The sequence below is a fragment of the Streptomyces sp. NPDC001890 genome (genome assembly GCF_042891445.1).
Classification (GTDB): domain Bacteria; phylum Actinomycetota; class Actinomycetes; order Streptomycetales; family Streptomycetaceae; genus Streptomyces.
Genome location: NZ_JBIATE010000043.1, coordinates 18,861 through 42,274, shown reverse-complemented (window position 1 = coordinate 42,274; position 23,414 = coordinate 18,861). Strand labels below are relative to the sequence as shown.

Below are 23,414 nucleotides of genomic sequence, written 5' to 3'. Positions count from 1 at the left end.
CAACCTGATCATCAGCATGCACGGACACATCGTTCCAGACGCCCCGAACTCACACCCGACCAGCTTGACCAAAGACATAGGGGCACCCCCCCCGGGCCGAGACCGCCCGGGGCCGCCCAGTATCCGGATCCGGGAGGCCGCTCTCGCAGCAGGCCCCGCAGATCAGGAAGCGCACGAACTCCGTGCGGCGACTGCGACCCATTCCAGGTGGACCATCGGCCACCTCCCGTCCCCTTCGAGGGCCCAGGGCACACGGGGGGAAACTCTCCGCGTGGCCGACCGGCTTCGTGTCCTCCGCTTCCCGGCCGCATACCGGGATCTCCCGCGTGGGTCGAAATGCAGGCACTCCGGGCCTGTGAAGAATGATCTGTGGGGGCCGAGCGAAAGGCGTCGCACGTCGCCGCACGCACCACGGCAGTTGGCGGTGATCGCGCGAGATCGTGTGCCCTGCCACGCCGTGGCCGGGCTGTCGCAGACCAGGAGGAGGACGCACGCCATGCCCATCTGCACCACACGTGACGGTATCGAGATCTTCTACAAGGACTGGGGCCGCGGACGGCCGGTGGTCTTCATCCACGGTTGGCCGCTAAACGGTGACGCCTGGCAGGACCAGCTCAAGGCCGTGGCGGACGCAGGCTTCCGGGGGATCGCGCATGACCGGCGTGGTCACGGGCGGTCAACGCCGGTGTATGACGGGTACGACTTTGACACGTTCGCGGACGACCTGCATGACCTGATCACCCAGCTCGACCTGCGCGACGTGACCCTGGTCGCCCACTCGATGGGTGGTGGCGAACTGGCCCGGTACATCGGCCGCCACGGAACCGACCGCGTCAAGTCCGCCGTCCTGCTCTCCGCAGTGCCGCCGCTGATGCTGCAAACGCCGGACAACCCCGAGGGCGTGCCGCAGAGCGTCTTCGACGACATCAAGAAGGGCATCCTGACGGAGCGCTCGCAGTTCTGGAAGGACACCGCCGTCGGCTTCTTCAACGCCAACCGGGACGGCAACAAGGTCACCCAGGGCAACAAGGACGCCTTCTGGTACATGGCCATGGCCCAGACCATCGAGGGCGGGGTCGACTGCGTCGACGCCTTCGCGTCCACGGACTTCCACGAGGACCTGAAGAAGTTCGACGTGCCGACGCTGATCGTGCACGGCGACGATGACCAGGTCGTCCCGATCGACGCGACCGGCCGTAAGTCCGCGAAGATCATCCCGAACGCCACCCTCAAGGTCTACGAGGGCGGCTCCCACGGTATCGCCCTGGTGCCGGGCGACAAGGACAAGTTCAACCAGGACCTTCTGGAGTTCCTCAAGAGCTGACTCCGCCGCAGGCCACCGGCAGGTCGGATGAGGGGTCTGCCTCGCCGCCCTGCCGGTTCTCGGCGGGTTCCTGACCGCAGGCATCCTGCTTGAGGTCGGTAGCCCGCCGGCGGTTGTTCCAGCATGTGGTGCCGGAGGCACCCCCGCGGCCTCAGGGGGGGGCGGTCGGCGTCGGCATAGCGACCGTGCCCTGGGCCCGCCGATGTCCCGGAGCCAGAATTTCCTGCGGCACCTGTTGCGTCATGCCCCACGGGTTCTCCTCCGGTATCTGTTGCACCCACTTTTCGTGGCGTCGGGTGTTTATGCAGGTGAGCCGGCACAGGTCAGCGCACCGGCGCGCCGGGCCCAGTGGGATCCCGCCAGGCTCACCCCACCAGGAACGCCAGGCCGGTCGGTGGACTTTCGCGATGCACACCCCCAGGGGCGGCTGCCTACGGTTACCTGGGACAGGGGGAGCCCGTTCGTCCCACTCAACCGTAAACACCGCAGGTCAGAGCACCACCAGGCCCACGGTTACCTGGGACAGGACAAGAGAGGCCTGTTCGAGGTCTGCCCGGCGTTGTTCGGGGAGTTTCGCGGCGCGTTTGCGGGCGTTGTCCAGCCACGTGCCGAGCTTGACCACCACAGGCCCGTCGGCGCCGCCCTGACGGCCTGACAGTGCGTCTTCCGTCTCCAGAGGGTGCTCGACGTGCTTGCGCGGGACTCTCAGGTGTCCTTCACAGGCGTGGAACTGCCGTGCTGCCGCGAGGTTGAGGGCCCACATGGTGTCCTGCGTCCGCCTCACCAGCCGCACACCATCCCCGGCCGCCCGGAGCCCAAGGGTGTTCTCCGGCAGCCACTGCTGTACGGGCAGGAGCTGCTCCCACCCGATCCGCTGCGCCGTGACCCAGCGCCCGATGTCCTCACCCTGGACGACGATGTCGCCGTCGGCTGTGGGAAGCGTGGCACCGGCCTGGACGTGGTGCTGGACCAGTCGTAGCAGCGCTGCCACCTGGTGTCCCGCACCGGGCACCACCCCGGATCGATCGCGTCCAGCTCATCCCGACGCGCCTTGGCCATGGCCCCGGTCGCCGAGGGGACGGGACGGTCGGCCGCGCGTCCAGCATCCGCCGTGCCGTGTGTGCTCTTTCAGCCTGGTCAGTGCCTGTTTTCGGTCATGGGCTCCGTGGTGTGCCACTCGATCGGGTGGCCCGGTACGAGAAGCCCACCGCCCGGGGGTGCGGGGTGCGGATGATCGGTCGGGCCGCTTGCCTCGCGGGCGGCTCCGCATACTCACCTCCTCAGGATTGAAGGACTCTTTCATGGCTGAAGCACTGAAGTACGGCGACCGGGTCCACCTGCAGAACGGATACGGCACCGGGGGTGGCGGTTACCTCGACACGAACGGAGCGAGTTCCGCGAACGGGGCCGTCTACGGGGTCTCCACCGCAGACAGCCCGAACCGTGGTGCCGGGACAGGGACGTGGGAGATCGGCTCCGCGCAGGGCAAGGCAACCGGCACACCGGTGGCCAGCGGGGATCTGATCACCCTGCGGAACCTGTACTCGGTCGGCAGCTACCTGGACACCAACGGGCACGCCACAGAGGCCCAGAAGAAGGCCGGCGGCAAGTACGACGTCCTGACCGCCAAGAACGCCGACCGCGGCACCGGCACCGCCGAGTGGCGCATCTTCGCCCAGACCTCCACCCCGCAGGACACCGTCGTCCACATCGGCGACACCGTCCACCTCTGGAACACCTACGGTGGCAACGGCGGCTTCCTGGAGACCAACGGTCACGGCCCCACCGGCGGCAAGTACGACGTGTGCACCAACGCCTACTACAACCGCACCGGCAACGTCGCCGACTGGCGCATCACCACCGCCTGACTCCACCCCAGCCGGCCTCTCGAACCACCACGGTTCGAGAGGCCGGCTGACACCGCCAACCCATCGATGCCATCCACGGGTAGACACCACCGGGCGGCTGCCTTTCCGCCGCTAGGCGGCGCCGGCCGGGCTGGTTGGTCACCTACGGGGCAGGGATTTCCCTGATGAGGCGCGAGGTCCAGTCGCACCAGACCAGGCCGGGCAGGAAGGCGCCGCCGGCTTCGTCGAGGTTGTCTTCGACGTACGGGATGGTCGCGTCACAGACTTCGAAGGCCTGGTCGAAGAATTCCGTGATGTCGGGGTTGTTGTGGTAGCTCCAGCGCGGGTTGTAGGGGGCCTGCCGCTTGAGAATCCGCGTGATCGGGTGGGGAAGGTCGGTGGTCTCCCCGCTGACGAGGCCCCGGGCGTGCTCGATGTCCTTGGGCCTAGTCGGCTTGACCATGAACTCCCTCCCGAGTGATGTCGGTCATCACGAACGTAGTGATTGTGTTGAGGTGCGGCCCGCGCCGCGGCGGTTGAGGACAGCGCGAACGCCGTGGCCCGCTTGCACTACCTGACGAGGACGGACCACAGCCGTAGGGCGGCCAGGGACGCCGGGCTGACAGTGACCGACCAGACGTTGAAGGCGTGGCTGGAGGAGCGGCGCCGGCTGTCGAAGGCCAACCTGGAGCGCATCGACGCCGCCTACCGTCAGGTGCGTCGCCAGAACGTCGCCCGGTATCTCCTGCGGCGTCTGAACGCCGCTGGCGGGACGCGGGTGGAGATCCACCCGCTGAACCAGTCTCAGGTGCCGCGCTCGCTTCAGCGGCTGGTGGAGTACCGCACGATGAACGTCCGACGCTGGGACCGCATCGTCGAAGCCTGGGCAGCCGGCGATCACCAGGGCCTGGACGATGCCTGGGAGGACGTCATTGTCGACCTGGGGTCGCAGTGGGGGCAGTACGAGTACGTCCCCAACACCGGGTTCGCCGCCTAGAACCGCCTTGTACGGCCTCCTGAGCGCTGTCAGCTGCCCCGGGTCTACCAAGAGAAGGCCCGGGGCAACTCGCGTTCGCGCCCCAGAGGGGCGCATATGAGACTTCAGGTCCGTCAGATGCCCGCCGAGGCTGCGCCGTGACGGCCCGTCGCCACTGGACCTCGCCGAGGTCTTTTCGGACAGTCATGGCGTGCCTTGGGGCGGCTGTTGCCCCCGAGGCACGCCGTGCGGGCTCATCCGGCCGGAGGGCTTGGCCCTGCGGGCAGCCGCAGAAGAGGGTGAGCGTTACGTAGGCGCGTACACGGCCTGCGTGACAGTCGCGGCTTGCGGATCATTGAGGCGTTCTTGGTGTCTCACGAACGGTCGTTACGTACGTCCGGCGTCCCCTCCGCTTCCCTCCGCCAGTGGTCGAGGTTGTGTCGAACCATCCGCGCGCGGGGGTGGTCTTCGCCCAGCACCCGCACCGTGTGATCCAGTAGGTCGGCGAGGGCCTGCGCGGCCCCCGCCGCATCCCCCGTCCGTCCCCGCATGGTGGCGAGGTTGTTCCGGGTGGTGAGGGTGTCGTGGTGGTCTTCGCCCAGTACCCGCTGCCGGTCGGTGAGCAGTTCCGCGAGCGCGCTGGCGGCGCCGGCCGCGTCCCCTGCTTCTCCCTGCCACTGGGCAAGCTCATGCCGGGTGGTGAGGATTCGGGAGTCGTCGTGCAGTACCCGCACCCGGTCGCGCCACCCTTGCTCGATCTTCTGCTCAATCCGCAGGGCGGTGAGGCCCCACGCTCCGCCGCAATCGTCAACGTACGCGGGGCGGTTAGCGTCGCGGCGGGCATCGTCCAGCTCGTGTTGCCAGTTGTCCACCAGTTGTTCGAAGGCCGTCACAGCGCCGGTCGCGTCCCCCGACTCCCCCCGGAAGCGGATCAGACCGATCTGGGTGGTGAGGGTGTCGTGGTGGTCATCGCCCAGCACCCGCCTTCGGTCGGCCAGAAGCTGTTTGAAGGCCATCACGGCGCCGGCTGCGTCCCCCGCTTCCCCCTGCCACCAGGCGAACTCGTGCCGCGCGGTGAGGGTGTCGGGGTGGTCCGGGCCCAGGCGGTGGCGGTTGGTGGCCAAGCGCTGGTAGTGGTCGCGGGCGGCGATGGCCTGGCCGGCTTCGCCAAGGCTTTGTCCGGTTCGATACAACACCGGGTGCGTGTCTGGCTGGAACAGGGCGCCTTCGGCATGGGTGGTGAGGGAGTCCGTGTTGGTGCGTAGTGTGCTGGCCAGTTCGCGCTGGGTGTGGTCGGGGTCTGGCCAGATCTCGACGAGGGCGTCGGCGGCGGTTACGGCGGTCGCCGGCTGCTGGTCCTGAGGGATGGTTTCGCGTACGGCCCGGGCGGTGAGCGCGTGGATACGCACCGCGCGGAGGTTGTCGGTGGAGTCGTACGTGATCAGTCCGTACCGGTCGAGGAGCCGCAGCGCTGCGGCTGCCTCGTCACCCGTGACGGCCCGTGCCGCGCTTCTGCGCCGTCGGCGCAGGCCGAGGTTCCGCCAGGCCGGGACGGCGGCGCGCTGCTGTTGGGTGAGGTAGGCGAGGAAGGCGTTGGTGGTCCATAGGGCGGCGGGTTGTCCGGCGGGGTCGAGGTAGGCGGTGATGCGGAGGGTGGTGCGGGCCAGGGGTCCGTGGGGGTCCTGGTCGGTGGCGTCGAGGGCGAGGAGCAGGGTAGTGGTGACCTGCCGTCCGTAGCGTTCGGTGTCCGCCCAGTGCGGCAAAAGCTCGTCCAGACGGGCCGCGCGGTCGGTGAACCGTTCCAGGTAGGCGCTGCAGGGGGTGTTCTCGCGAAGCATGTACGCGGCAGCGTGTCCCAGCGCCAGCGGCAGGTGCCCGAGTGCCTCGGCGAGGGCCGGGGCCCGGTGGTCGGCCAGGTGGGCTTTGTGGTCGTGGGCGAGGCGGGCGGTGAGGTAGCCGGTTGCCTCGGCCGGGGTGTAGACGTCGACGTCGATGCGGGCCCGGCCGCCTCCGGTCAGGCGCGGGTCCTTGAGGCGGGTGGTGGCAAGGGTCCAGCCGGTGCCGCGCTGGCTGTCCGGCCACCAGGGCACGATCGTCTCCGGATCGGTGATGTCGTCCAGGACGACCAGCCACCGCCGGTCGGTGGCCGCCAGCCAGCTGACGAAGGCCCGCGCGTCCGTTTCCAGGTCCCCACCGGTACGGCCGGGCGCCTGCACGAGCGCAGCGGCCTGCGCATAGACGCTCAGAACCTGCTGGACATCGGTCGCCGACGTCCACACCACCAGATCGGCGCCGCCTTCGACCGCTTCACGGGCGTAGGCGGCGGCCAGCTGCGACTTGCCCACCCCGCCACCGCCCGACATCACCTGCACAGACGCACGCGTACCGGATTGCGACGGCTCACCGTGCGGGGTATCACTCGCCAGCACGACGCTCCGGCCGTGCCCGCGGGCCTCGTCGACCGCCTGACGCAGCACCTCCCGCGGCTGGAACGCGGACGCCAGCACCGGCACCGTCCCCACCACCACCGGCCACCCCACCGGCACTTCGTTCTGCACCACGTACTGCTTATCCACATACGTGACCCGGCTGTGGTCACCCAGCGCAGAACCGATGATCGCCCCGCCCGCCGCAACCGAACCCGCCCCGGCAGACACCCGGCGCGCCGCTCCTGTTGCTGGGGGAGTCGCACCGTCTCCAGAGCTGCCGGGCTTGCCTCCGCGACGGGCCCAAGGGAACAGGCTCACCGCTCGCTTCCCTCACCCAGGGCACTGTCGGTGATGTCGCCACCAGCCGCCACCCCGTCCCGCCCGGCCCGCACATCATCCCCGTCCCGCCGCGAGGAACCCCTCCTCGACGGGGTGCGGGGACCGGTCACCTTCGAGTCCTTCCCGAGAGCGGAGCCCGTGATGTCACCACCGGCCACCACCGCACCACGACCACCACGCACACGACGCCCACCTGCGGATCCACCACCACGGAACAGCGCGACCACCGACACCAGCAACGCCACCAGCGTCACCACCGAGCCCACCACGCTCGCAGCCTGACCAGCCGTATCCAGATCAGCCAGGACCGCCACCAACACCAACCCCACCGTCCCCAGGAACGCCACCACCGCCGTCACCCACACCCACACCCGCGCCACCCCCGCCGAAGCCACCAAGCTCACCGACCTTCCCGCAACAGACCACATGGACAGAGCAGTTCAAGACTGAAGAGCCGAGAAGCCGACGCACCGTCAGCTCTACTGAAACCGTAACGGCCCAGCACACCTTCCCCCCAACCAAGCACGAAACTCGCGCGACCACGGGCCGGCGCAGGCCAACCACAAGCCCGACCACCGCAGGCCAGGGCCACGCTGCCCCTGGACCACGATCCCGGCATCCACGCCGGCACCCCGTTGCACGGGAGCCCGGCGGCCAGCAGGTCGGTGAGGCGCTGCCCGTACGATGACCGGCGTGACCGTCCGCCGTGCCCTTGGCTCCGGCCCCAGGCCCCCGCGCCCAGCATCCGCGCCGCCCAGGCCGACCTGCTCGACACTCTCCCCGGAGAGCGCCTGTCCGACCTCGATGAACTGCGTGCCCGGGGCGTACTCGGCACACGCCCGGCTGCGCCGCCGTCCCCGCGGCGGACCCTCGGAACCGGCGGCCGTGCGGACGAGGAACTGCCCCTTCGGAACGCATCTTCCAGAAACGCTGCGCCGTCCGGCGTCACAGCGTGGTCAGCTGAGACTCTTCCAGGACCTCGGCGTCCTTCAGCTTGCCGCGATCCGCAGCGGCAGATATCCGTCCAGTGAGGCGGCTTCAGGTGGTCGTGCGTCTGTGGTGATCGGGTCGTGTGGGTGCGTAGGGTCTGAGGCTGCGTGCGGGATCGTCCGTAGAGGCAAGGAGAGATGCTGGAAATGGACAGTGTGGGAACAGCGCGGCTGCTGATCAGCAATGGCGGTGAGGTCGCGGTGGAGCTGACCGTGCATGAAGGCCACGCCCTGAAGGTCCTGGCCGCCTTCCAGGCCGGCCTCGCCGCCCTGCGCGAGAGGGTCCTCGCCCAGACCGCCCTGGAGGGGTCGTGACTGCAGGCCGAATCACCGCGGTGAGCCGCAACGCCTTGTACTCGTTCAGCAAACCCAACCACGCCTCCATCACCCTGCTCGCCGGCCTCGGTGTGGAGGGGGATGTCCATGCGGGCGAGACGATCCGCCACCAGTTCCGCATGACCTACGAGCCTGACCTGCCCAACCTGCGCCAGGTCCACCTGATGCACGAAGAGCTCTTCGAGGAACTTGCGCTCAAGGGCTTCGAGGTTTCCGCTGGCCAGCTGGGCGAGAACATCACCACCCGCGGGGTGGACCTTCTCGGCCTGCCCACCGGGTCCCTGCTGCGGCTTGGAGCCGACGCGGCGGTCGAGGTGACCGGACTGCGCAACCCGTGCTCGAAGATCAACGACTTCCAGACAGGTCTTCTGGGCGAGATGTTCGCCCTGGACCCGCTCTCTGACGAGTTCACCTTCAAATGCGGCGTCATGGCCGTGGTCCGTCAGACCGGGACCATCCGGCCCGATGACCCCGTAGTGGTGGAACTCCCAGCCCGTCCGCACCGCGCGCTGGAGCGCGTCTAGTGCTCTGACCGGGAAGGTTCGCCGGGGTGTCGGTTGGAGCGGTTGGATGGGCGGCAACGTCCGTTCCGACCGTTGGAGGTGTTGTGGCCGAGCCTGTGCGGGTGCGCAGAATGACCGACCGGGAGGGGCAGAAGTTGCAGCAGGTCGTGCGCCGGGGCAGCACGAGTTCGGTTCGCTACCGGCGTGCGATGATGCTGCCGGCGTCGGCGGGCGGGAACCGGGTGCCGGTGATCGCCCGGCTGGTGCAGGCCGACGAGGACACCGTGCGGGACGTGATCCACCGGTTCAACGAGATCGTCCTGGCCTGTCTGGACCCTCGATGGGCGGGAGGCCGTCCCCGCCTGCTCACCCCTGACGACGAGGACTTCGTCATCCAGACGGCCACCACCCGCCCCACCAGGCTCGGCCAGCCCTTCACCCGCTGGCCGGTCCGCAAACTCGCCGCCTACTTGCGGAAAGTCCACGGACGCGTCATCCGGATCGGCCGCGAGGCGTTACGGTGCCTGCTCCGGCGCCGCGGCATCACCTTCCAGCGCACCAAGACCTGGAAGGAGTCCCCCGACCCGGAACGCGACGCCGAGCTCGACCGCATCGAGCACGTCCTGAAGCACTTCCCGGACCGCGTCTTCGCCTTCGACGAGTTCGGGCCCCTCGGAATCCGCCCCACGGCAGGTTCCTGCCGGGCGAAGCAGGGCAAGCCCGATCGCCTGCCGGCGACCTACCACCGCACCCACGGCGTCACCTACTTCCACGGGTGCTACTCCGTCGGCGACGATCGGCTGTGGGGCGTCAACCAACCTCTCCGCCCACACCGGCCAGGACATCCGCCGCTGGGCGAAGAGGAACAAGGTCGAGTTGTGCTTCACTGGGGTGTTCGTTGCCCAGCAGCCGCTCACCTTCGGCGACCATGTGTTCCCAGTACGTCGAGGAAGCGCTGTGCAGGTGTGCGTTGAGGAGGCTTGCTCCCGCGCGGTAGAGCACGGGGTGGGCGGTGGGCGTCCATAGGGACTCTCCGGCATGGGCGGTGAGGGAGTCCGTGTTGGTGCGTAGGGTGCTGGCCAGTTCGCGCTGGGCGTGGTCAGAGGCTGGCCACAGAGGCTGCGGGTCAGCGCCGGTGGGTGAAGGTTCGGCACGTGGACACGGTCGACGCCCTGGTGCTGGGGTTCACCGGACCCCGGCTCAGGCCGCACCATCTGGTCCTGGCGGTGGGGGACGAGGGCGGGCCGGCCAGAGTGTCCGCACGCCTGGAGCCTGTTCTCGCGGCTCGTGTCGGTGAGGCCTTGAGCGGCGCGGCCGTGGTGGTGGGGGAGCGGCTGGCGGAGGGCGAGCCGTACACACGGGTGGAGCCGGACATGGTCGTGGAGGTGCTGGCAGGGTCCGGCCAGCACGGCACCCTCACCGTGACCCGGATGCGGTGAGGATCCCGTGCCTGACTGCTGGCCAGAGGACGACCCCGTATGCACGGACACGAGCCCGGCTGCGGCGCCCGGTACGACTTGGATTTGGCAGACAACTTCGGCATCTCCATCCCGGTATCGACAAGTACGGGAGGCGGCGCCCACGGAGACATCCACGCTGGCAACGGATCCGGCCCGCCCGGACACCTGACCCCGTAGCCAACATCTTTGACTTCGGCTCGCTTCAGTGCGCCGCCGCACAGACGGCAGCCGGTCGCACCGGCCCCGGCAGGTGCCGTCCGGACTCATCGACATTCGGGCCCACTGGAGTGCGTACGTGCCTCCCGAACTGCCTGAGAAACGCTGCTCCTCGTCATCCACCGAGCCAATCATTGTTTGATGCGTCCGCGGATGGCGAGGACGCCGAGGGCGAGGAGGGCGGGTTCGAGGAGGCGGGAGACCATCTCGATGTAGGTGCCGACGGTGGTGAGGTTCTACCCGGAGGAGCGGAAGACCACCGAGTTGACGGCGACACGGGTGGCTTTCTCCGCGCGGGCCCAGGCCATGCGCTTTGACCATGTGTCGTGCAGGGCGGGGTCGGGGTCATGGGTGGGCAGGCCCACTCCCATGAGGAGCAGCACGGTCAGCGACATGGCGGCGAGTAGCCAGGTGAAGGCGCGGGAGGCGCGCAGGCCGTAGCCGGACAGCAGCCAGTAGGCCCACAGCAGGCGGCGTTCGCCCTTCGGGGTGTCGGTGCGGTCGTGGCGGCGCATCTCGCATTCGCCGTAGTAGAAGTCGGCGGCGCCGGGTTCGTTCTTGCCGTCCTCGAAGGCTTTGCGGAGCTGGCGGTAGAGGGCGGCGACGTCTTCGGGGTCGGGGGTTCGGGCGGGGTCGGGGTGGTACGGGCCGGGGCGCCACTGGCGGGGCGAGGGGGTGTGGTCTGGGGGTGGTGCGGGCTGGCCGGCGGTCTGTGCGCGCCAGTGGTGTTCCTCGGCGAGGATGCGTCGGCGGGTCCACCATGTCAGTCGTATTCCGTGGCGGTTCCAGCCGGTGGGTGTGGGCGGGAAGATGGTGCGCCTCGCCGAACCTGGTGTTGCCGGAGAACTGCGCCTGGCTCAACTGGACAGTGTCCATATGGGGTTTTCCGGTGGTGGGGTCGCGGAGCGCGCCGAAGAGCTGGTCTAGCAGGTCCTGGGTGAAAGGGTACCGCGGTGGTCGATGTCGGCGCCGGGGGACAGCGAAGCCAGGTAGGTGGCACGGTCCGTGTCGGACAGGTGGGCAAGGCATGCGGTGCGGCCGGGCACGCGGATGCCGCGGCAGTCGATGGGATCGGCGGTGGGGTCCGCGCCGCGTGCGCAGTACGTCCAGGGCGGCGGGGGTGTGCTCATGGCGTGGCTCCTCCGCTGTCATGTACCAGTTCCGGTTCCGGTTCTCGGCCAGGCAGGACACACGTTTGGTCGCGGTCAGTTCCCCCTGTGGTGAAAGGGGTCGTACGCCATGTACGGGCTCTCGTCGAATCACTGAGTGAGGAAATACGTGGTCAGCAGTGCGGGAGTTCCAAGAGAGGTGGGCCCCGGCATCAGCCGGTCACGGATGTCCCGGCTACTCGACGTCGCGCACGCCCTGGGCGGCCTCCAGGCCGCCGTGGCCGCAGGAGTCCCGCGTGCGAGACAGCGGCGTGACGACCTTTCAGGACGGTGTCGTCCAATGTCCCGTCTCATTTGATCTTGCCTGTGGGTAAGGCCGTGACAAGCAGTGATGCAAGGCTGGGTGAGAAGGGTCCTCGCCGGAGTCTCGGCTGGCGCCCTGCGTGCCGCCGCCCTCGCGTTCTTTGCCCACACCCCGATCGGATGCCCCTCCCACGTTGCGGTGGTCGGTGGGAGGAAGTGGCCGTGGGCTGCGGCGTACTGCTTGGTGACGGCGATCCCGTCGGCCCAGGCCGCGTCCTGCTCCGACCACACCATCCCGAGCTGCTCCAGTTCGGCGACCCGTCCGGCTTCCAGGGTTCCGGCCGTGTAGGCGCGGCGCTGGTCGGCGATCCACTGCCCGAGCGGATACCCGCCGACCGCGCCCCAGTCCTCCGGTGTGACGACGGTGTACGGCACCCGCAGTACGGTGTTCCCGGTCTCGCGCAGCCACCGCCCGGCCGCCTCGACCCCGCGCGGCCAGTAGGCGCCCTCCGGATCGACGACCCGCAACCGCACGAACCGGGCGGGCACGGCTGGGTCGCGTTCCTCGCCGAACAGCAGCACCCCGCCCGCCGCCCCACTCACCCGCACCCCCGCCCCGTCCCCGTCCACCAGGACGTTTATGGTGTCCTCGCCGAGGTAGGCGTCACGAGCGGGAGGCACGGCGTCCTGGTGGGCTTCGGCGACCTTGCGCAGCAGCGCGAACAGCTGGGCGACGTCGTCGCCGGCGAGCCGGTAGTGGATGCGCACGCCCTCGCGGCGGGTGGCGACGAAGCCGGCCTGCTTCCCCTGGGCCGAGGCGTGGTCTCGGTGAGTCGCATTCTCGGCGGCCGTTCGACCTCTATTCGTGGTCGTGATTCGGTGTGCTGATGATGCGGTAGATGTCGGTGTCGGCGCACGAGGGGGCTTTCGCGACCCGACGAGCCAGCCCGCGCAGCGCGGTCTGGGTCTTACGGAGTCCGGTCAGGCGCCGGTCGATCTCGGCGAGGTGCTGCTGGATCAGGTTGCCGACGTGATCGCAGGGGGCTTGTCCGCTGTCGCGCAGGGCGAGAGCGGAGCAGCTCTCGGCGAGGGTGAGTCCGGTGTGCTGGGCATCCCGGATTAGCGCGAGGCGGGTCGCGGCCTCGTCCGGGTAGTCGCGGTAGCCGCCGGGCGTGCGGGGCGGTTCCGGCACCAGGTCGGCTTGTTCGTAGTAGCGGATGGCCTTGGTCGGCGCCCCGCTGACGCCGGCCAGTTCTCCGATGCGCATGCCATCAGACGAGTCCCTGACCTTCCAGTGCACTGGAAGGTCTACCGTCGATGGCAGAAGCGCTGAACTGGAAGGACGAGGAACCATGCGGATCACGGTGCTGGCGGTGCCCGGCTGCCCGAACGCTCCGGTCGCGTACGAACGAGTCCAGGGTGCGCTGGCCGGGCGTGCTGCCGAGGTCGAGCTGGTCGAGGTGCACGACGAGACGGAAGCGGTCCGACGGGGCATGGCCGGCTCGCCCACCGTCCTGTTCGACGGCGTCGACCTGTTCGGGCGGGACGGAGCAGCGCCGAGCCTGTCGTGCCGGATCTACCGGCACGCCGACGGCACTGTGGACGGCGCACCGAGCGTGGACGAGCTGTGTCATGCGCTGAGTTCCGCGGATGGGTCCACGCCGATGGCTGCCAGGGCGCATCCGCCCAATATATGAGTCGGGTCTTCGCTGAAGTCTGCAGGTCGGAAGGCATACGGCAGAGCATGGGCGCGATCGGGTCCAGCGCGGACAACGCCGCAGCGGAGAGCTTCAACGCAGCCTTCAAGAGAGAGACCCCGCGCAACGCCGGGCCGCACCCACGACCTGACCGCGGCCCGTGCCCACGGCATCGTCCAGGTTTGCCTGACCCGGCAGATCCTCATCCTGGCCGACCGCGCCTACCAGGGCGCCGGCGCCATTGTCTGCACCCCGTACTACCGACACAGCGAACAGCCCGCCCACTACCAGCAGTTCATCCGAGACCACGCCCGACTCCGAGCCCCGGGCGAACGGGCCTTCGCACAGCTCAAGTCCTGGCGCATCATGCGCAGAGCGCATTGCTCGACCCGACGCATCAGCCGCATCGTCCGAGCCGTCCACACCCTGCTGACCTGCAACTATTCAGGATGAAAGAGGTTCAGTAACCTAGCGGCGGGGATCTACCAAGTCCCTAGCGAACTAACGCGATCCCCCCACCCATATTGGTGGAGATTCCGCTCTTCATGGTAGTAATCACCTGTTGGCGAGTATGGCAGGATCTTCGACCATGTCTGGCCCATGTAGTCCACATGCTCGAAGAGTTCGGTTACCTGGGTTCCAACCATCATGAATGACGATATTTCGTCATTGTCGCCGCCCAGTCTTGTGCGCCCCCAATTTCTTTTCACGTTGAACAGATGGCCCTCCAAGTTGATGTCTTCATAGAAGCCGGTCAACGGGTTGGGTGGGCCAAGCAATGTATTGGATGTCGAGGCGTCGTCGACCCTGGGGAGGAATCGTTGGTTTTGCAGGTACTGCTCAAGGCGTGTGACCTGACGCCAGCGCGCGTATAGCTGCCGATCGTCGACGGCCAGCATGTGGTCACCGGTCAACGACGCCACGAAGTGCAACTCCTGGCCGTTGAAGCGCACAATGTCTTCGGGGTCGTACATCGTGCCGTTGAGGATGAATGGCACCTGTGGGGCCCTCTGTACAATGGCTTTGACCAGGTCCTGTGGTGTCTCCTCCGGGATGTTGTCAAAGTTCAGTTCCGCACCGGCGTTTTGCGCGGTTCTAAAGCCCTCGCTCAGTGTTGAGAGAAGGTCGCCTGTGGACTCGATTCCGTACCTCTCCAGTTCGGCAACACTGTCTTGAATACTCGCATCACCATCCACGATTGCAGAAAGCAACGTAAATGCCTTGTTGCCAGCTGGACCGGCCATTGTGGCACTCCCTTATGTGGTGCGCTGAAGCGTACTATCTACGCCGCACAGCCATGCTGCGGGACTGGTTTCACAGCAATAGTCACGCGCGCGTATGTGGACTGCAACCGAAGTGCTAATCCAGCAGGCAATTATTGACTGCTTGACAGCTATCGCCGGTCGGTGGGTCTGTGTAGGAAGGTTTTCTGTGGGCTGGGGTTTCGCGGGTTGACTGGGTGATCTTCCGTTGCCAGCCGCCACGGGCAGGGCCCCACTGTCATGCTTCGAGCCAGCACTGCCAGTCGTCGGGGGTCAGTAGTCGAGGCTCGCGTACCAGTCGTCGCGGCCCTGCGGCGTCAGGTCGAGGAGGTGCCAGACGGGCGCCAGGAGGTCGATGCCGCGCTGGTCGATGTCGTCGGCCATGCGTGGGTGGGTGGAGTAGAAATGGCGGACCGTGCCGTCTCCGTCGCGGGTGAAGACGGAGACGGTGGAGTCCTGTTCGCCGTCCTTGTCCTCGCTGCCCAGGTCGTACTTGAACGTGCTGTCGCCGCAACTCAAGAGCCGTAGCCGGTGCCAACCGCGGTTGCGGGCGTGCTGTCGGAGGGTGGGCAAGTCGGCGGCCGCGGCGATGGCGAAGTCGGCGTTGCGGGCGATGTGGTGGGCGATGCCGTTGAAGCCGTCGATCCACAGGGTGCACATCGGGCACGGGTCGGTCTGCAGCTTGCCGTACATGAAGTGGTAGACGATCAGCGGGCGGTCCGTGGTGGTGAACAACTCACTCAAAGCAACTTCGCGGGCCGGTGCGTCGCCGGCGTCGAGGTCGGCGGGGCCTTCGATGAAGGCGTAGTCGTCGACGGGTGGCCCCTGAGGGAGTGCCCGTCGTTGGGCCGCGACCTTCTCTCGGTGGCGCATGAGGTCGATCTCGGCCAGGCGTAGCTCTTCGCGGGCGTCGAGGTAGTCCGCCGATTCACCGGTCAGTCTGGTATGCCGCAACATCGCGTCCTCCTGGGGTGGCCGTCCCCCCGGTCCCCAGTCCGGATCACGAGCTCCCAAACGGGGTTCTTTGAGTCTATAGCGTCCACGTCCGCCGACAGTTGAGGTGAGGTCCGGCTCTGTGCTAATCCGCAAGTGGACCAAGGCATTCGCGACGACGTCGATGGAGTGCCGCCGTGCCACAGCCGCCGATGCCTCTCGTTGATTCCCAGCTCAGCAGCTTGCTTCGGCTGGCAGGATCGAGGCCGTGTCGATGGATCCGTTGGTGGCCCGAGCCCGTGGGCTCTGGGAGGACCTGGCCCGGGCGCCGGTGTCGTTCGCCCCACCGGGCGGCGGACCCTCGGAACCGGCGGCGACGCCACCGGGAGGCACTCCGCGACGCCGACGGAGCGAGAATCACCGCCATCTGAATAGCGGCATCGATCAAATACCGCACACTGAAAGGTCCCTCGAATTCGCCTCGGAGGGGCCTTTCAGACTTTTCGAATGGAATCAGCCTTACCCTTCCGCCTCGGCCTGTTGCTCCTGGCTGTGGCGGGAGGCAAGTTCTGCGCCCCGGGCAATGATCTTCTGTTCCAGGGCGTTCATTTCGGCGGGGGTGTACTGGCGCTCCTGGACGACGGCCCAACCGATCGCTCCGTCGATGGCTGCGGTGGTGATCCGGGGTTCGGCGGTGTCGGGGCGGGCCAGTGCGTGACGGCCCTGGTGGACGATGACGCCGTTGCGGGTGATCGTGAGCCGGTCCGGGCCGGCCTCCATCCACGGCGTCTCGACCGGGTCGGCCCCGTACAGCTCGGGCGGACCGGCATACCAGCCTCCCTCGGCCCCCTCGGGCGCGATGTCCACCAGGCGCAGCTCCATGCCGTCCGCGCCGCCCCCGACGACTTCGTACAGCTCCGTCGTGCGTGGGGTGTGCTCGGTGGCCTCCAGCGTGAGCATCAGCCGGTCTGGCGGACCGAGTCCGGGGCCAGGTTGCTGCCCAGGAGGAGGTGGAGGCCGCTGTAAACCTGCTGCCACTTGCAGAGGAGGTCCGCCACCGGGCAGTCCCAGTCCGCCACGCCCGACTCCCGCGCTGTCTCCGCCAGGGACATCGCCGACTGGAGGTACGCGAAGGCCGTCACCACGTTCGCGCGGTCGGCAGACAGAGCCACGTCAATGTGGTTCTTGCCGCGGAGGTAGAACTCCTGCCACCGGTTGCCGCCCAGCGTGGCGAGGTAGTGGGCCTTGTTGCGGCCGCGTGGCGGGCACTGGACCTGCTGCGCGCCTACGCCGCACGCGACCGTGCCGGAGTCGTCGAGCATCTCGCGCACCTGGAGATGGACCAGCTGGAGTACGCCGGAGGCGTGCTCATCACGATGTACAACGACACCCGCCAGGTCCTCAACGACACCGGCCAACCCTGCAACCCGGCGACCGTGGTGCGCGAGGTCGACGCGGTGGCCCGATTCGCGTCGGCCGAGCACGAGTTCGCTGTCACCGAAGCCGCCCGGCGCCTGGCCCGCGGCAAGGTGAAGACGCAGGACGTCGTGGACACCATGGAGATCCGCGATCGCATCCACACCATGGCCGTCTACAGCCTCGCCCTTCAGCTCGCCGTCTTCAGCCGCGAGGGCGTCCAGCGGTCCCTCGACCAGGCCGCGTTTATGAACGTGTCGATCGGCGGACGCCCACGGCCGTACAGCATCGCGTAACGCGCCCGCAGCTATGCAGCGAGGCGGAGCACCGCGCGCAGCGCTTCCGCGACGTGCGGGGCAACCGTGACGCTGACCGTCGTAAGCGTCACCGGGAGGCCGGCCCTTGGCTTCCTCTGCGGCGACCTCACCGCCTCTCCCGACATTCTTTCCGTACCGGATCGGTGGGCGAGGTATGCATCCCGTCCCCGACTCGGGCTCCCATACGGTCCGGGTTCCGGCCCCGACCGACCCCGGTGACACAGCGCGCGTCGCCGGGCAACGGCACTTGGGCGAATTTCCCCGCGACGACGCAGGAGCCGCCAGCGAAGCGGCCCGCCAGGGAATTGCCGCCTGGGCCCAGGGAGACCTTGCCGTCGCTCGTGCCTGGGCCGATGTCGCTCACCTCCGCGCCTGCCTCGCCGAACCAGTGCCGCTCACGGCCGCGCGCTCGGACCTGGCCACCGCCCGGCTGAGGGCGGACACCGCACGTGCCGAAGCGGCCGCCGAGGCTGCTGACGATTACGCCCGGCTCACACCGCGCCAGCGCTCGGCACGCCGGGTGGCACGCATGCTGCTGGCCGCGCAGCCGGACCTGCCGGCCGACAAGATCGACCACGAGGCCGTACCGCTGACCGTGGTGATGGAGCGGCTCGACGTCTCCCAGAGCACCGCCAGCGACATCCGCAAGGACGCAATGGCGCTGCTGCTGTCCGGCTACGGACGCCAGGACGCCGCTGCCGATGCGGCCTACGAACCCGCAGGCGAAGGATCCACCAATGTGAGCGAAGGATGAAGCCGCTTCGACCAGCTCGTCCGAGAACGGCCGCAACTGCTGCTCGTCGTCCAGCCCAACCGATGGGGCCGCGTCCTTTGCACTGATTCCTCATCCGCTCGGACGCGCAGAACGACGTAGAGCAAGCGGCCGGCGACACAGCACTGTCCGGCGTCACGCGGTGGCCAGTTGCGGCTCCTCCAGGACCTCTGCGACCTTCCGCGCCAGCACCGCGACCCGCGGCAGCAGATAGCCGTCCAGCGAGTCGATGTCGTCGCACAGCCTGGCCCTCAGCCCGTGCAGGCACGCCTCGGTGAACAGCTGCTGCTGATCGACCTCGGCCATCAGCCCGCCCTCGGCATAGCCCTGACCACACCGGTACGAACGCTGCCCCTCGGCGTCAGATTCCGGGGGCTGAGGGTCGCTGAGCATCCCGGCGATCTCCTGCCGGTCCGACTCCCGAGGACCGGCCGCTCGGCTGCGCTGCTGCCGGGTCTGGAGGTAGGGGGCGAGCGTGTCCATCTCGATGTCGGTGTGCTGCTGGCAGTACGCATGGACGCCATGTCCATGGTGTCGGAGACGTCCGTGGCCCGGATCAACGTCATCCGCTTCCAGTCGCGTGCGATATCCGGTTCGGTGTAGCGCAGGACCTCCTGGCGCGAGAGGGCTCGGGTCCGATAGCGAATCCAGGCCGCCCCGGTGCCTTCAGGGGCGGATGCGCCGGCTGGCGGTTGGCCGGTGCCGTCGACCGGATCCGTTCCGGTACGGACGAGAGGCCCGTACCGGAACGGCAGGAGCGGGTTCCGGTGCTGGGCTTAAGTGGGGGAGCTATCCGGCCGGCCGGCGCCCTGAGCCCGCGGGCTCAGCCTTCGATGCCGCGTCTGGCGAGATCGGCTGCGATGCCGTCCAGCACACCGGCGAGTCCGGAGGCGAACAGGGCGTCGAGAGCCCATGGGTCGGCCCCCGCACGCATCGCGCGGGTGAGCCGGGGGTAGGCCACCGGGTCGGAGAGCGGATCGTGGGCAGGGGCCGTGGTCTGCTTCCCGGCGGTCCTCGCTCGCCGTTCCGCCTCCAGGTCACTGACGTAGGTCAGTGCCACGCCCTGCACGTAGGAGGCGAACATGAACATGTACCGGAACGCCTCGACGGGTTCGAGGGCGAGACCGTCGAAAGCGGCGAAAGCACTCTCACTGTCCACCGCGACGGCCGAGCTGTGACCTCCGCGGGTCGACACGATGACCCTCGGCAGGATCCACGGATGGAGATGGTAGAGCTCCCAGTCGCGGAACGCGGCACGCTCTAGACCATGACGCCAGTTCCGCGGTGGTGACTCGGGCAACGGCACGTCTGCCATCGCGGCCTCCACCATCAGCGTCACCAGATCGTCCTTGGACGCCACATGCCGGTACAGTGACATGGTGGCGGCGCCGAGAACGTCGGCAACCCCGCGCATCGACAGGGCGTTGAGCCCCTCCGCGTCAGCGACGGCGATACCGGCCCGCACGATGCGATCCACGGTGAGTGGGGATGCCTCGTCGCCGTCCAGGAGGGCTTCATCCGGCGTTCCGGCCCTGCGTGCCCTGTATGCCTTCGCCTGGCACGCGCGGGAGCAGTAGCGCCTCGGGCGTCCCTGCCCCGAGGACTTCACCGGCTCCCCGCACGTCTCACAGGTCTGCCGCAACGCCATCACCGACCCCATTTCGTCACAGATCTCACTGTGTGACGAAAGCCTAGTCCATCGATACGGGAAACGCGGACATGGCGAGGAAACATCGAAGGTGCGTATCTTGTACGCCGTCGATGCGTACGGAGTACGCGTCGCGTGTACTTTTCGACCCGTCGCACAGAGGCAGAGAGCATGAACGAAACACAGACGCGCGCCGGAGCCAGAGAATGGGTGGGACTCGCCGTCCTCGTACTGCCCTGAGTGCTGGCAGCCATGGACATGTCCGTCATGTTCGTCGCACTCCCGACCCTCACGACCGATCTCCGGCCCAGCAGCTCCCAACTGCTGTGGATCATGGACTCCTACGGATTCCTCCTCGCCGGCCTCCTCATAACCATGGGCACCCTCGGCGACCGGTTCGGACGACGGCGCGTGCTGCTCGCCGGGGCCGCCGCCTTCGGTACCGCCTCCGCCCTGGCGGCATTCTCGGCCAGCCCCGAGGCGCTCATCATGGCCCGCATGCTGCTCGGGGTCGCCGGGGCGACGCTGGCGCCGTCCACGCTCTCCCTGATCCGGAACATGTTCCGCGACGAACGACAGCGGGCGACCGCGGTCGGCGTGTGGACGGCGGGTTTCGCGGGCGGCGCCGTGCTCGGCCCGATCGCCGGCGGCCTGCTGCTCAAGTGGTTCTGGTGGGGGTCGGTCTTCCTGGTCAACGTGCCCGTCATGGTCCTGCTCCTGGTCCTCGGCCCTCTTCTGCTGCCCGAGTACCGCGATCCCCGGCCCGGCCGCTTCGACCTGCTCGGCGCCCTCCTCTCCCTCATGGCCGTGCTGGGCGTCATCTACGGCATCAAGTCGATGGCGGAGCAAGGTTTCGGATGGCTTCCCCTGGCGTACTGCGCCGGTGGTGTCGTGGTGGGAGCGGCGTTCCTGCGACGTCAGCGCGTAGGCAGGAACCCGATGATCGACGTCGCGCTCTTCCGCACACGCCGGTTCAACGTGCCGCTTCTCATCGACGCGTTGGCCACGCTTGCGCTGGTCGGCTTCAACCTCTTCTCCTGGCAGTTCATGCAGCTCGTTCTGGGCCTGGACCCATTCGAAGCGGCCATGTGGTCGCTGCCCACCTTCCTGGTGATGCCGCTCGGCATCACGCTGGCCACCGTGCTTGCCCCTCGCGTCGGCAAGCCGAACGTGATCGCCGCCGGCCTGTTCGTCGCGGCCATAGGTTTCATCGTGCTGTTCCTGATGCGCGACGATTCAGGGATCGTCCGTCTGGCCGCCGGCCTGACGGTCGTCTCGCTCGGCATCGCCGCAGTCTCCGCCGTGGTCACCGAGGTGATCCTTTCAGGGGTGCCTGCGGCGCAGGCTGTCGGGGCTGGTGGGGCTGGCATGAGTGACGAAGCGGGCCGGCCGGGGCCCCCGAGGGCCGTGTGGTCGTGCCGCCGTGGTGGCCGGGGCCAGCCCGGCGGGGTCAGTGAGTGGGGGCGGATTCCGGGGTGTCCATCGGAGCGGCCACGGTGTTCTGCGAGATGGTGGAGTGTCGGAGGCGCGGGATCGCGAGAGTGAGAAGGAGGCCGAGGGCCGCGGCGAGCATCGCCACGACGTAGGTCATGCGGAAGCCGTGTTCGGTCGGTACGGAGGCCGACCGAGTCGCAGCATCAGGCTGTTTCCGGGCGCGGAAAGTCGTCAGCAGAGGCGGACAGCGCAAGGCCAGGGCTGCACCCCGGCCGGGGCCGTGGTCCGGTGTACCGGGATTCAGGTCACCAGGTCATACGGTGGCGCGTTGCGCTGTGAGGGCGGGCAGGAGAACGGTGTCGACGATGGTCTCCATCAGCTCCTGGGTGGCCGGAGTGCCGTAGATGATGCCGTGCGCGACGTACGGGCCGAGCAGAATCTGCTCCGCCAGATCGATGATCGGGTTGCCCGCAGCGATCTCTCCTCTGTCCACCGCACGCTCGAACAGCCGGGCCAGGTCGCGCACGGTCGGATGGATGAGGATCTCGCGGACGACCTCCATGAGGCTCTCGTCCTGCGCGACGGCGGGAGGGACCGACGCGAACGTGTTCTTGTCCGGGTCCTCGGCCACCAGATGCCGCACGACGCCCATCAGGTCGTCGCGCAGACTGCCCGTATCAATCTGCGACAGGTCGCGCCCGTGATCACTCCAGGCTTTCCATGCCGAGATCACGAGCCGGGGTTTGCTCTCCCACTGCCGGTAGAGCGTGGCCGTGCTGCACTTCGCCCGCTGTGCGACCGCCGCCATGGTCACCTGGTCGTATCCGACCTCACCGACCAATTCCGCCGTCACCCGCAGCAGCTCCCGCTCCCGCTCAGGGGTGAGTTTGCGACGGCGCGATGCCACCGGTGCCTCGGTCATGACTGCTCCTGCTCCGGCGTCCGTTGCTGACACCAGAACTGTAGCCACCCCACCTATCGAAACTCAAGTTTTCGAAAACGATGTTTTCGATAGATGGGGCGCTCACCCACACGCTCCAGGACGGAGCCCGTCGGCGGCCCTCAGGGCGTGCCGAGGGCGTTGTCACGTTGTCGAGGGTGTTGGCGCTTGGTGGGGCGTCGGGGCGTGCTGGGGTCGGGTTCCGGCTCCGCGCTCAGGCCGTGGCGCGCAGGCCGGCGGTAACGGTGATCTCCTCCCAGATCGCGAAGCGGACGGTCATTTCGGCGCGGTGGTCGGTGGCGGTCATCAGGTGACGTCGGGGTCGGAAGTGGGGTGAGATGCCGCTGAATGCGGCCAGGAACCGTTGGGCTCCGCCAACGCTGCGGAAGCCCTTCATGGCGCGTTCTCGTTGACGGGTCGGCTGGTGGGAGTTCTCGGCCCGGTTGTTGGGGCCTTTGTGGGAGCGGTGCTCGACGGAAGGCATCACTTCGCGGTGGGCAGCCCCGTAACTGCGGAGCTTGTCCGTGACCACCACCCGCGCCACCGAGCGGGTCTTCTTGAGGAGCTTGCGGAAGAAACGCCTGGCCGCGGCCTTGTCGCGTCTGTTCTGCACGAGGATGTCCAGCACGTTGCCGTCCTGGTCCACCGCGCGCCACAGGTACTTCAGCTCACCGCTGATCTTGATGAAGACCTCGCCCAGGTGCCATTTGTCGCCGGGACGGGGACGTCGGCGACGCAGCGCGTTGGCGTAGGCCTGACCGAACTTCAGGCACCACCGCCGGACGGTTTCGTAGGAGACGACCACGCCGCGCTCGAGCATCAGTTCCTCGACCTCGCGGAACGACAGCGGGAACCGGTGGTACAGCCACACGCAGTGGGAGATGACCTCGGCCGGGTACCGGTGCCCCCGGTACGACGGTGACACGTACGACACGCGCAGGCCCCTCCCCGATACGACCTCCACGAAGATCATCCCACGCCGGTCAGCCAACGTGACAACGTCGGCAGGGCCCCTGGGACACCCGATCGGAAATCGGTGAACTGGTGAAACTCGAGGTGTCACCGCCAGTCGTACGGGCCGTCCACGGTGGCAGGCTCCACCATCGAGTCAACGGGATGGACGGAGAACTGATGGCGCAGAACCTGCAGGAAGCCGCGTCGGCC

The 23,414-nt window shown here is 68.1% G+C and carries 24 protein-coding genes and 5 pseudogenes; 13 read left to right on the top strand and 16 right to left on the bottom strand.

Translation table 11 applies throughout. From position 1 onward, the window contains the following. The first annotated feature begins 496 nt into the window (after positions 1–496). Complete coding sequence (locus ACFYY1_RS40660; RefSeq protein WP_388594917.1) at positions 497–1,324, top strand: alpha/beta fold hydrolase; 828 nt, start codon at positions 497–499, stop codon at positions 1,322–1,324. Between the two features lie 490 nt (positions 1,325–1,814). Here the strand turns inward: ACFYY1_RS40660 and ACFYY1_RS40655 are convergent, their stop codons facing one another. Beyond that, entirely contained in the window at positions 1,815–2,315 is a 501-nt protein-coding gene (locus tag ACFYY1_RS40655) for a helicase associated domain-containing protein (RefSeq protein WP_388594915.1), read from the bottom strand. A 310-nt stretch (positions 2,316–2,625) separates the two neighbouring features. On the opposite strand from ACFYY1_RS40655, the gene ACFYY1_RS40650 reads away from it, so the two are divergent. Further along, the gene (locus ACFYY1_RS40650; RefSeq protein ID WP_388594914.1) at positions 2,626–3,192 is read left to right on the top strand and encodes a hypothetical protein; all 567 of its coding nucleotides are present in this window, start codon (positions 2,626–2,628) and stop codon (positions 3,190–3,192) included. 142 nt (positions 3,193–3,334) lie between these two features. On the opposite strand, the gene ACFYY1_RS40645 is transcribed toward ACFYY1_RS40650, so the two are convergent. Then, the gene (locus ACFYY1_RS40645; protein ID WP_388594913.1) at positions 3,335–3,634 is read right to left on the bottom strand and encodes a hypothetical protein; all 300 of its coding nucleotides are present in this window, start codon (positions 3,632–3,634) and stop codon (positions 3,335–3,337) included. A 93-nt stretch (positions 3,635–3,727) separates the two neighbouring features. On the opposite strand from ACFYY1_RS40645, the pseudogene ACFYY1_RS40640 reads away from it, so the two are divergent. Next, positions 3,728–4,168 (top strand): annotated as a pseudogene (locus ACFYY1_RS40640) (transcriptional regulator); the annotation flags it as partial. A gap of 353 nt (positions 4,169–4,521) precedes the next feature. Here ACFYY1_RS40640 and ACFYY1_RS40635 read toward each other — a convergent pair. Continuing rightward, a complete protein-coding gene (locus ACFYY1_RS40635) occupies positions 4,522–6,708 on the bottom strand; it encodes a tetratricopeptide repeat protein (protein WP_388594912.1) in 2,187 nt (728 codons plus the stop codon). Between the two features lie 182 nt (positions 6,709–6,890). Next, positions 6,891–7,319, bottom strand: a complete 429-nt coding sequence (locus ACFYY1_RS40630; protein ID WP_388594911.1) for a hypothetical protein — start codon at positions 7,317–7,319, stop codon at positions 6,891–6,893. A gap of 732 nt (positions 7,320–8,051) precedes the next feature. Here ACFYY1_RS40630 and ACFYY1_RS40625 point away from each other — a divergent pair. The 4 genes and pseudogenes from ACFYY1_RS40625 (at position 8,052) to ACFYY1_RS40610 (ending at position 10,182) form a co-directional block, all read left to right on the top strand. Beyond that, a complete protein-coding gene (locus ACFYY1_RS40625; RefSeq protein WP_388594909.1) occupies positions 8,052–8,219 on the top strand; it encodes a hypothetical protein in 168 nt (55 codons plus the stop codon). Positions 8,220–8,239: 20 nt separating this feature from the next. Further along, positions 8,240–8,764 (top strand): MOSC domain-containing protein, encoded by a 525-nt coding sequence (locus ACFYY1_RS40620; RefSeq protein WP_388594908.1) that lies wholly within the window; start codon positions 8,240–8,242, stop codon positions 8,762–8,764. An 83-nt stretch (positions 8,765–8,847) separates the two neighbouring features. Further along, positions 8,848–9,646 (top strand): annotated as a pseudogene (locus tag ACFYY1_RS40615) (helix-turn-helix domain-containing protein); the annotation flags it as partial. A 251-nt stretch (positions 9,647–9,897) separates the two neighbouring features. Continuing rightward, entirely contained in the window at positions 9,898–10,182 is a 285-nt protein-coding gene (locus tag ACFYY1_RS40610) for a hypothetical protein (RefSeq protein WP_388594906.1), read from the top strand. A 368-nt stretch (positions 10,183–10,550) separates the two neighbouring features. Here the strand turns inward: ACFYY1_RS40610 and ACFYY1_RS40605 are convergent. The 4 genes and pseudogenes from ACFYY1_RS40605 to ACFYY1_RS40590 all read right to left on the bottom strand — a co-directional run. Next, positions 10,551–11,225, bottom strand: a pseudogene (locus ACFYY1_RS40605) (pentapeptide repeat-containing protein); the annotation flags it as partial. A 117-nt stretch (positions 11,226–11,342) separates the two neighbouring features. Further along, a complete protein-coding gene (locus ACFYY1_RS40600; protein ID WP_388594905.1) occupies positions 11,343–11,549 on the bottom strand; it encodes a hypothetical protein in 207 nt (68 codons plus the stop codon). Positions 11,550–11,678: 129 nt separating this feature from the next. Next, positions 11,679–12,599, bottom strand: coding sequence for a helicase associated domain-containing protein (locus ACFYY1_RS40595; protein ID WP_388594904.1), 921 nt, complete (start codon positions 12,597–12,599; stop codon positions 11,679–11,681). 91 nt (positions 12,600–12,690) lie between these two features. Then, positions 12,691–13,098, bottom strand: coding sequence for a MerR family DNA-binding protein (locus ACFYY1_RS40590; protein WP_388594903.1), 408 nt, complete (start codon positions 13,096–13,098; stop codon positions 12,691–12,693). Positions 13,099–13,183: 85 nt separating this feature from the next. Here ACFYY1_RS40590 and ACFYY1_RS40585 point away from each other — a divergent pair, with 85 nt between their 5' ends. From ACFYY1_RS40585 to ACFYY1_RS40575, 3 genes and pseudogenes are all read left to right on the top strand, one after another. Continuing rightward, on the top strand, positions 13,184–13,528 hold the full coding sequence (locus ACFYY1_RS40585; protein ID WP_388594901.1) for a hypothetical protein: 345 nt from the start codon (positions 13,184–13,186) through the stop codon (positions 13,526–13,528). After that, positions 13,516–13,647, top strand: a pseudogene (locus ACFYY1_RS40580) (IS3 family transposase); the annotation flags it as partial. The gene ACFYY1_RS40585 and the pseudogene ACFYY1_RS40580, both read left to right, overlap by 13 nt. 1 nt (position 13,648) lies before the next feature. Continuing rightward, positions 13,649–13,981: pseudogene (locus ACFYY1_RS40575) on the top strand (transposase family protein); the annotation flags it as partial. A gap of 29 nt (positions 13,982–14,010) precedes the next feature. Here the strand turns inward: ACFYY1_RS40575 and ACFYY1_RS40570 are convergent. From ACFYY1_RS40570 to ACFYY1_RS40555, 4 genes are all read right to left on the bottom strand, one after another. Then, complete coding sequence (locus ACFYY1_RS40570; protein ID WP_388594900.1) at positions 14,011–14,772, bottom strand: hypothetical protein; 762 nt, start codon at positions 14,770–14,772, stop codon at positions 14,011–14,013. A 291-nt stretch (positions 14,773–15,063) separates the two neighbouring features. After that, positions 15,064–15,747 carry a DUF899 family protein gene (locus ACFYY1_RS40565; RefSeq protein WP_388594898.1) on the bottom strand — a complete coding sequence of 228 codons (684 nt, stop codon included), beginning with the start codon at positions 15,745–15,747 and terminating at the stop codon, positions 15,064–15,066. Positions 15,748–16,242: 495 nt separating this feature from the next. Further along, positions 16,243–16,683, bottom strand: coding sequence for a hypothetical protein (locus tag ACFYY1_RS40560; protein ID WP_388594897.1), 441 nt, complete (start codon positions 16,681–16,683; stop codon positions 16,243–16,245). Continuing rightward, positions 16,683–17,045 carry a hypothetical protein gene (locus tag ACFYY1_RS40555; RefSeq protein WP_388594896.1) on the bottom strand — a complete coding sequence of 121 codons (363 nt, stop codon included), beginning with the start codon at positions 17,043–17,045 and terminating at the stop codon, positions 16,683–16,685. Before ACFYY1_RS40555 ends, ACFYY1_RS40560 begins: the two co-directional genes overlap by 1 nt. A gap of 15 nt (positions 17,046–17,060) precedes the next feature. Between ACFYY1_RS40555 and ACFYY1_RS40550 the strand changes: the two genes are divergently transcribed. Together ACFYY1_RS40550 and ACFYY1_RS40545 are read left to right on the top strand one after the other, a co-directional pair. Further along, a complete protein-coding gene (locus tag ACFYY1_RS40550; protein WP_388594895.1) occupies positions 17,061–17,435 on the top strand; it encodes a hypothetical protein in 375 nt (124 codons plus the stop codon). A 268-nt stretch (positions 17,436–17,703) separates the two neighbouring features. Next, positions 17,704–18,210, top strand: coding sequence for a hypothetical protein (locus ACFYY1_RS40545; RefSeq protein ID WP_388594893.1), 507 nt, complete (start codon positions 17,704–17,706; stop codon positions 18,208–18,210). 153 nt (positions 18,211–18,363) lie between these two features. On the opposite strand, the gene ACFYY1_RS40540 is transcribed toward ACFYY1_RS40545, so the two are convergent. Next, a complete protein-coding gene (locus tag ACFYY1_RS40540) occupies positions 18,364–18,711 on the bottom strand; it encodes a hypothetical protein (protein WP_388594892.1) in 348 nt (115 codons plus the stop codon). Between the two features lie 340 nt (positions 18,712–19,051). Beyond that, a complete protein-coding gene (locus tag ACFYY1_RS40535) occupies positions 19,052–19,705 on the bottom strand; it encodes a TetR/AcrR family transcriptional regulator (RefSeq protein ID WP_388594890.1) in 654 nt (217 codons plus the stop codon). A 423-nt stretch (positions 19,706–20,128) separates the two neighbouring features. Between ACFYY1_RS40535 and ACFYY1_RS40530 the strand changes: the two genes are divergently transcribed. Continuing rightward, the gene (locus ACFYY1_RS40530) at positions 20,129–21,421 is read left to right on the top strand and encodes an MFS transporter (RefSeq protein ID WP_388594888.1); all 1,293 of its coding nucleotides are present in this window, start codon (positions 20,129–20,131) and stop codon (positions 21,419–21,421) included. A 202-nt stretch (positions 21,422–21,623) separates the two neighbouring features. On the opposite strand, the gene ACFYY1_RS40525 is transcribed toward ACFYY1_RS40530, so the two are convergent. Together ACFYY1_RS40525 and ACFYY1_RS40520 are read right to left on the bottom strand one after the other, a co-directional pair. Then, positions 21,624–22,232: a TetR/AcrR family transcriptional regulator gene (locus tag ACFYY1_RS40525; protein WP_388594886.1), complete on the bottom strand. Its 609-nt coding sequence runs from the start codon at positions 22,230–22,232 to the stop codon at positions 21,624–21,626. A gap of 232 nt (positions 22,233–22,464) precedes the next feature. Beyond that, positions 22,465–23,223: an IS6 family transposase gene (locus ACFYY1_RS40520; protein WP_388594920.1), complete on the bottom strand. Its 759-nt coding sequence runs from the start codon at positions 23,221–23,223 to the stop codon at positions 22,465–22,467. Between the last annotated feature and the right edge of the window lie 191 nt (positions 23,224–23,414).

Bases quoted from the DNA above. Each gene is read 5' to 3' on its own strand.
- ACFYY1_RS40660 (WP_388594917.1), top strand. From the start codon at position 497: ATGCCCATCTGCACCACACGTGACGGTATCGAGATCTTCTACAAGGAC.
- ACFYY1_RS40650 (WP_388594914.1), top strand. From the start codon at position 2,626: ATGGCTGAAGCACTGAAGTACGGCGACCGGGTCCACCTGCAGAACGGA.
- ACFYY1_RS40645 (WP_388594913.1), bottom strand. From the start codon at position 3,634: ATGGTCAAGCCGACTAGGCCCAAGGACATCGAGCACGCCCGGGGCCTC.
- ACFYY1_RS40625 (WP_388594909.1), top strand. From the start codon at position 8,052: ATGGACAGTGTGGGAACAGCGCGGCTGCTGATCAGCAATGGCGGTGAG.
- ACFYY1_RS40600 (WP_388594905.1), bottom strand. From the start codon at position 11,549: ATGAGCACACCCCCGCCGCCCTGGACGTACTGCGCACGCGGCGCGGAC.
- ACFYY1_RS40590 (WP_388594903.1), bottom strand. From the start codon at position 13,098: ATGCGCATCGGAGAACTGGCCGGCGTCAGCGGGGCGCCGACCAAGGCC.
- ACFYY1_RS40585 (WP_388594901.1), top strand. From the start codon at position 13,184: ATGCGGATCACGGTGCTGGCGGTGCCCGGCTGCCCGAACGCTCCGGTC.
- ACFYY1_RS40570 (WP_388594900.1), bottom strand. From the start codon at position 14,772: ATGGCCGGTCCAGCTGGCAACAAGGCATTTACGTTGCTTTCTGCAATC.
- ACFYY1_RS40565 (WP_388594898.1), bottom strand. From the start codon at position 15,747: ATGTTGCGGCATACCAGACTGACCGGTGAATCGGCGGACTACCTCGAC.
- ACFYY1_RS40560 (WP_388594897.1), bottom strand. From the start codon at position 16,683: ATGCTCACGCTGGAGGCCACCGAGCACACCCCACGCACGACGGAGCTG.
- ACFYY1_RS40555 (WP_388594896.1), bottom strand. From the start codon at position 17,045: ATGCTCGACGACTCCGGCACGGTCGCGTGCGGCGTAGGCGCGCAGCAG.
- ACFYY1_RS40550 (WP_388594895.1), top strand. From the start codon at position 17,061: ATGGACCAGCTGGAGTACGCCGGAGGCGTGCTCATCACGATGTACAAC.
- ACFYY1_RS40540 (WP_388594892.1), bottom strand. From the start codon at position 18,711: ATGGACACGCTCGCCCCCTACCTCCAGACCCGGCAGCAGCGCAGCCGA.
- ACFYY1_RS40530 (WP_388594888.1), top strand. From the start codon at position 20,129: ATGGACATGTCCGTCATGTTCGTCGCACTCCCGACCCTCACGACCGAT.
- ACFYY1_RS40525 (WP_388594886.1), bottom strand. From the start codon at position 22,232: ATGACCGAGGCACCGGTGGCATCGCGCCGTCGCAAACTCACCCCTGAG.
- ACFYY1_RS40520 (WP_388594920.1), bottom strand. From the start codon at position 23,223: ATGATCTTCGTGGAGGTCGTATCGGGGAGGGGCCTGCGCGTGTCGTAC.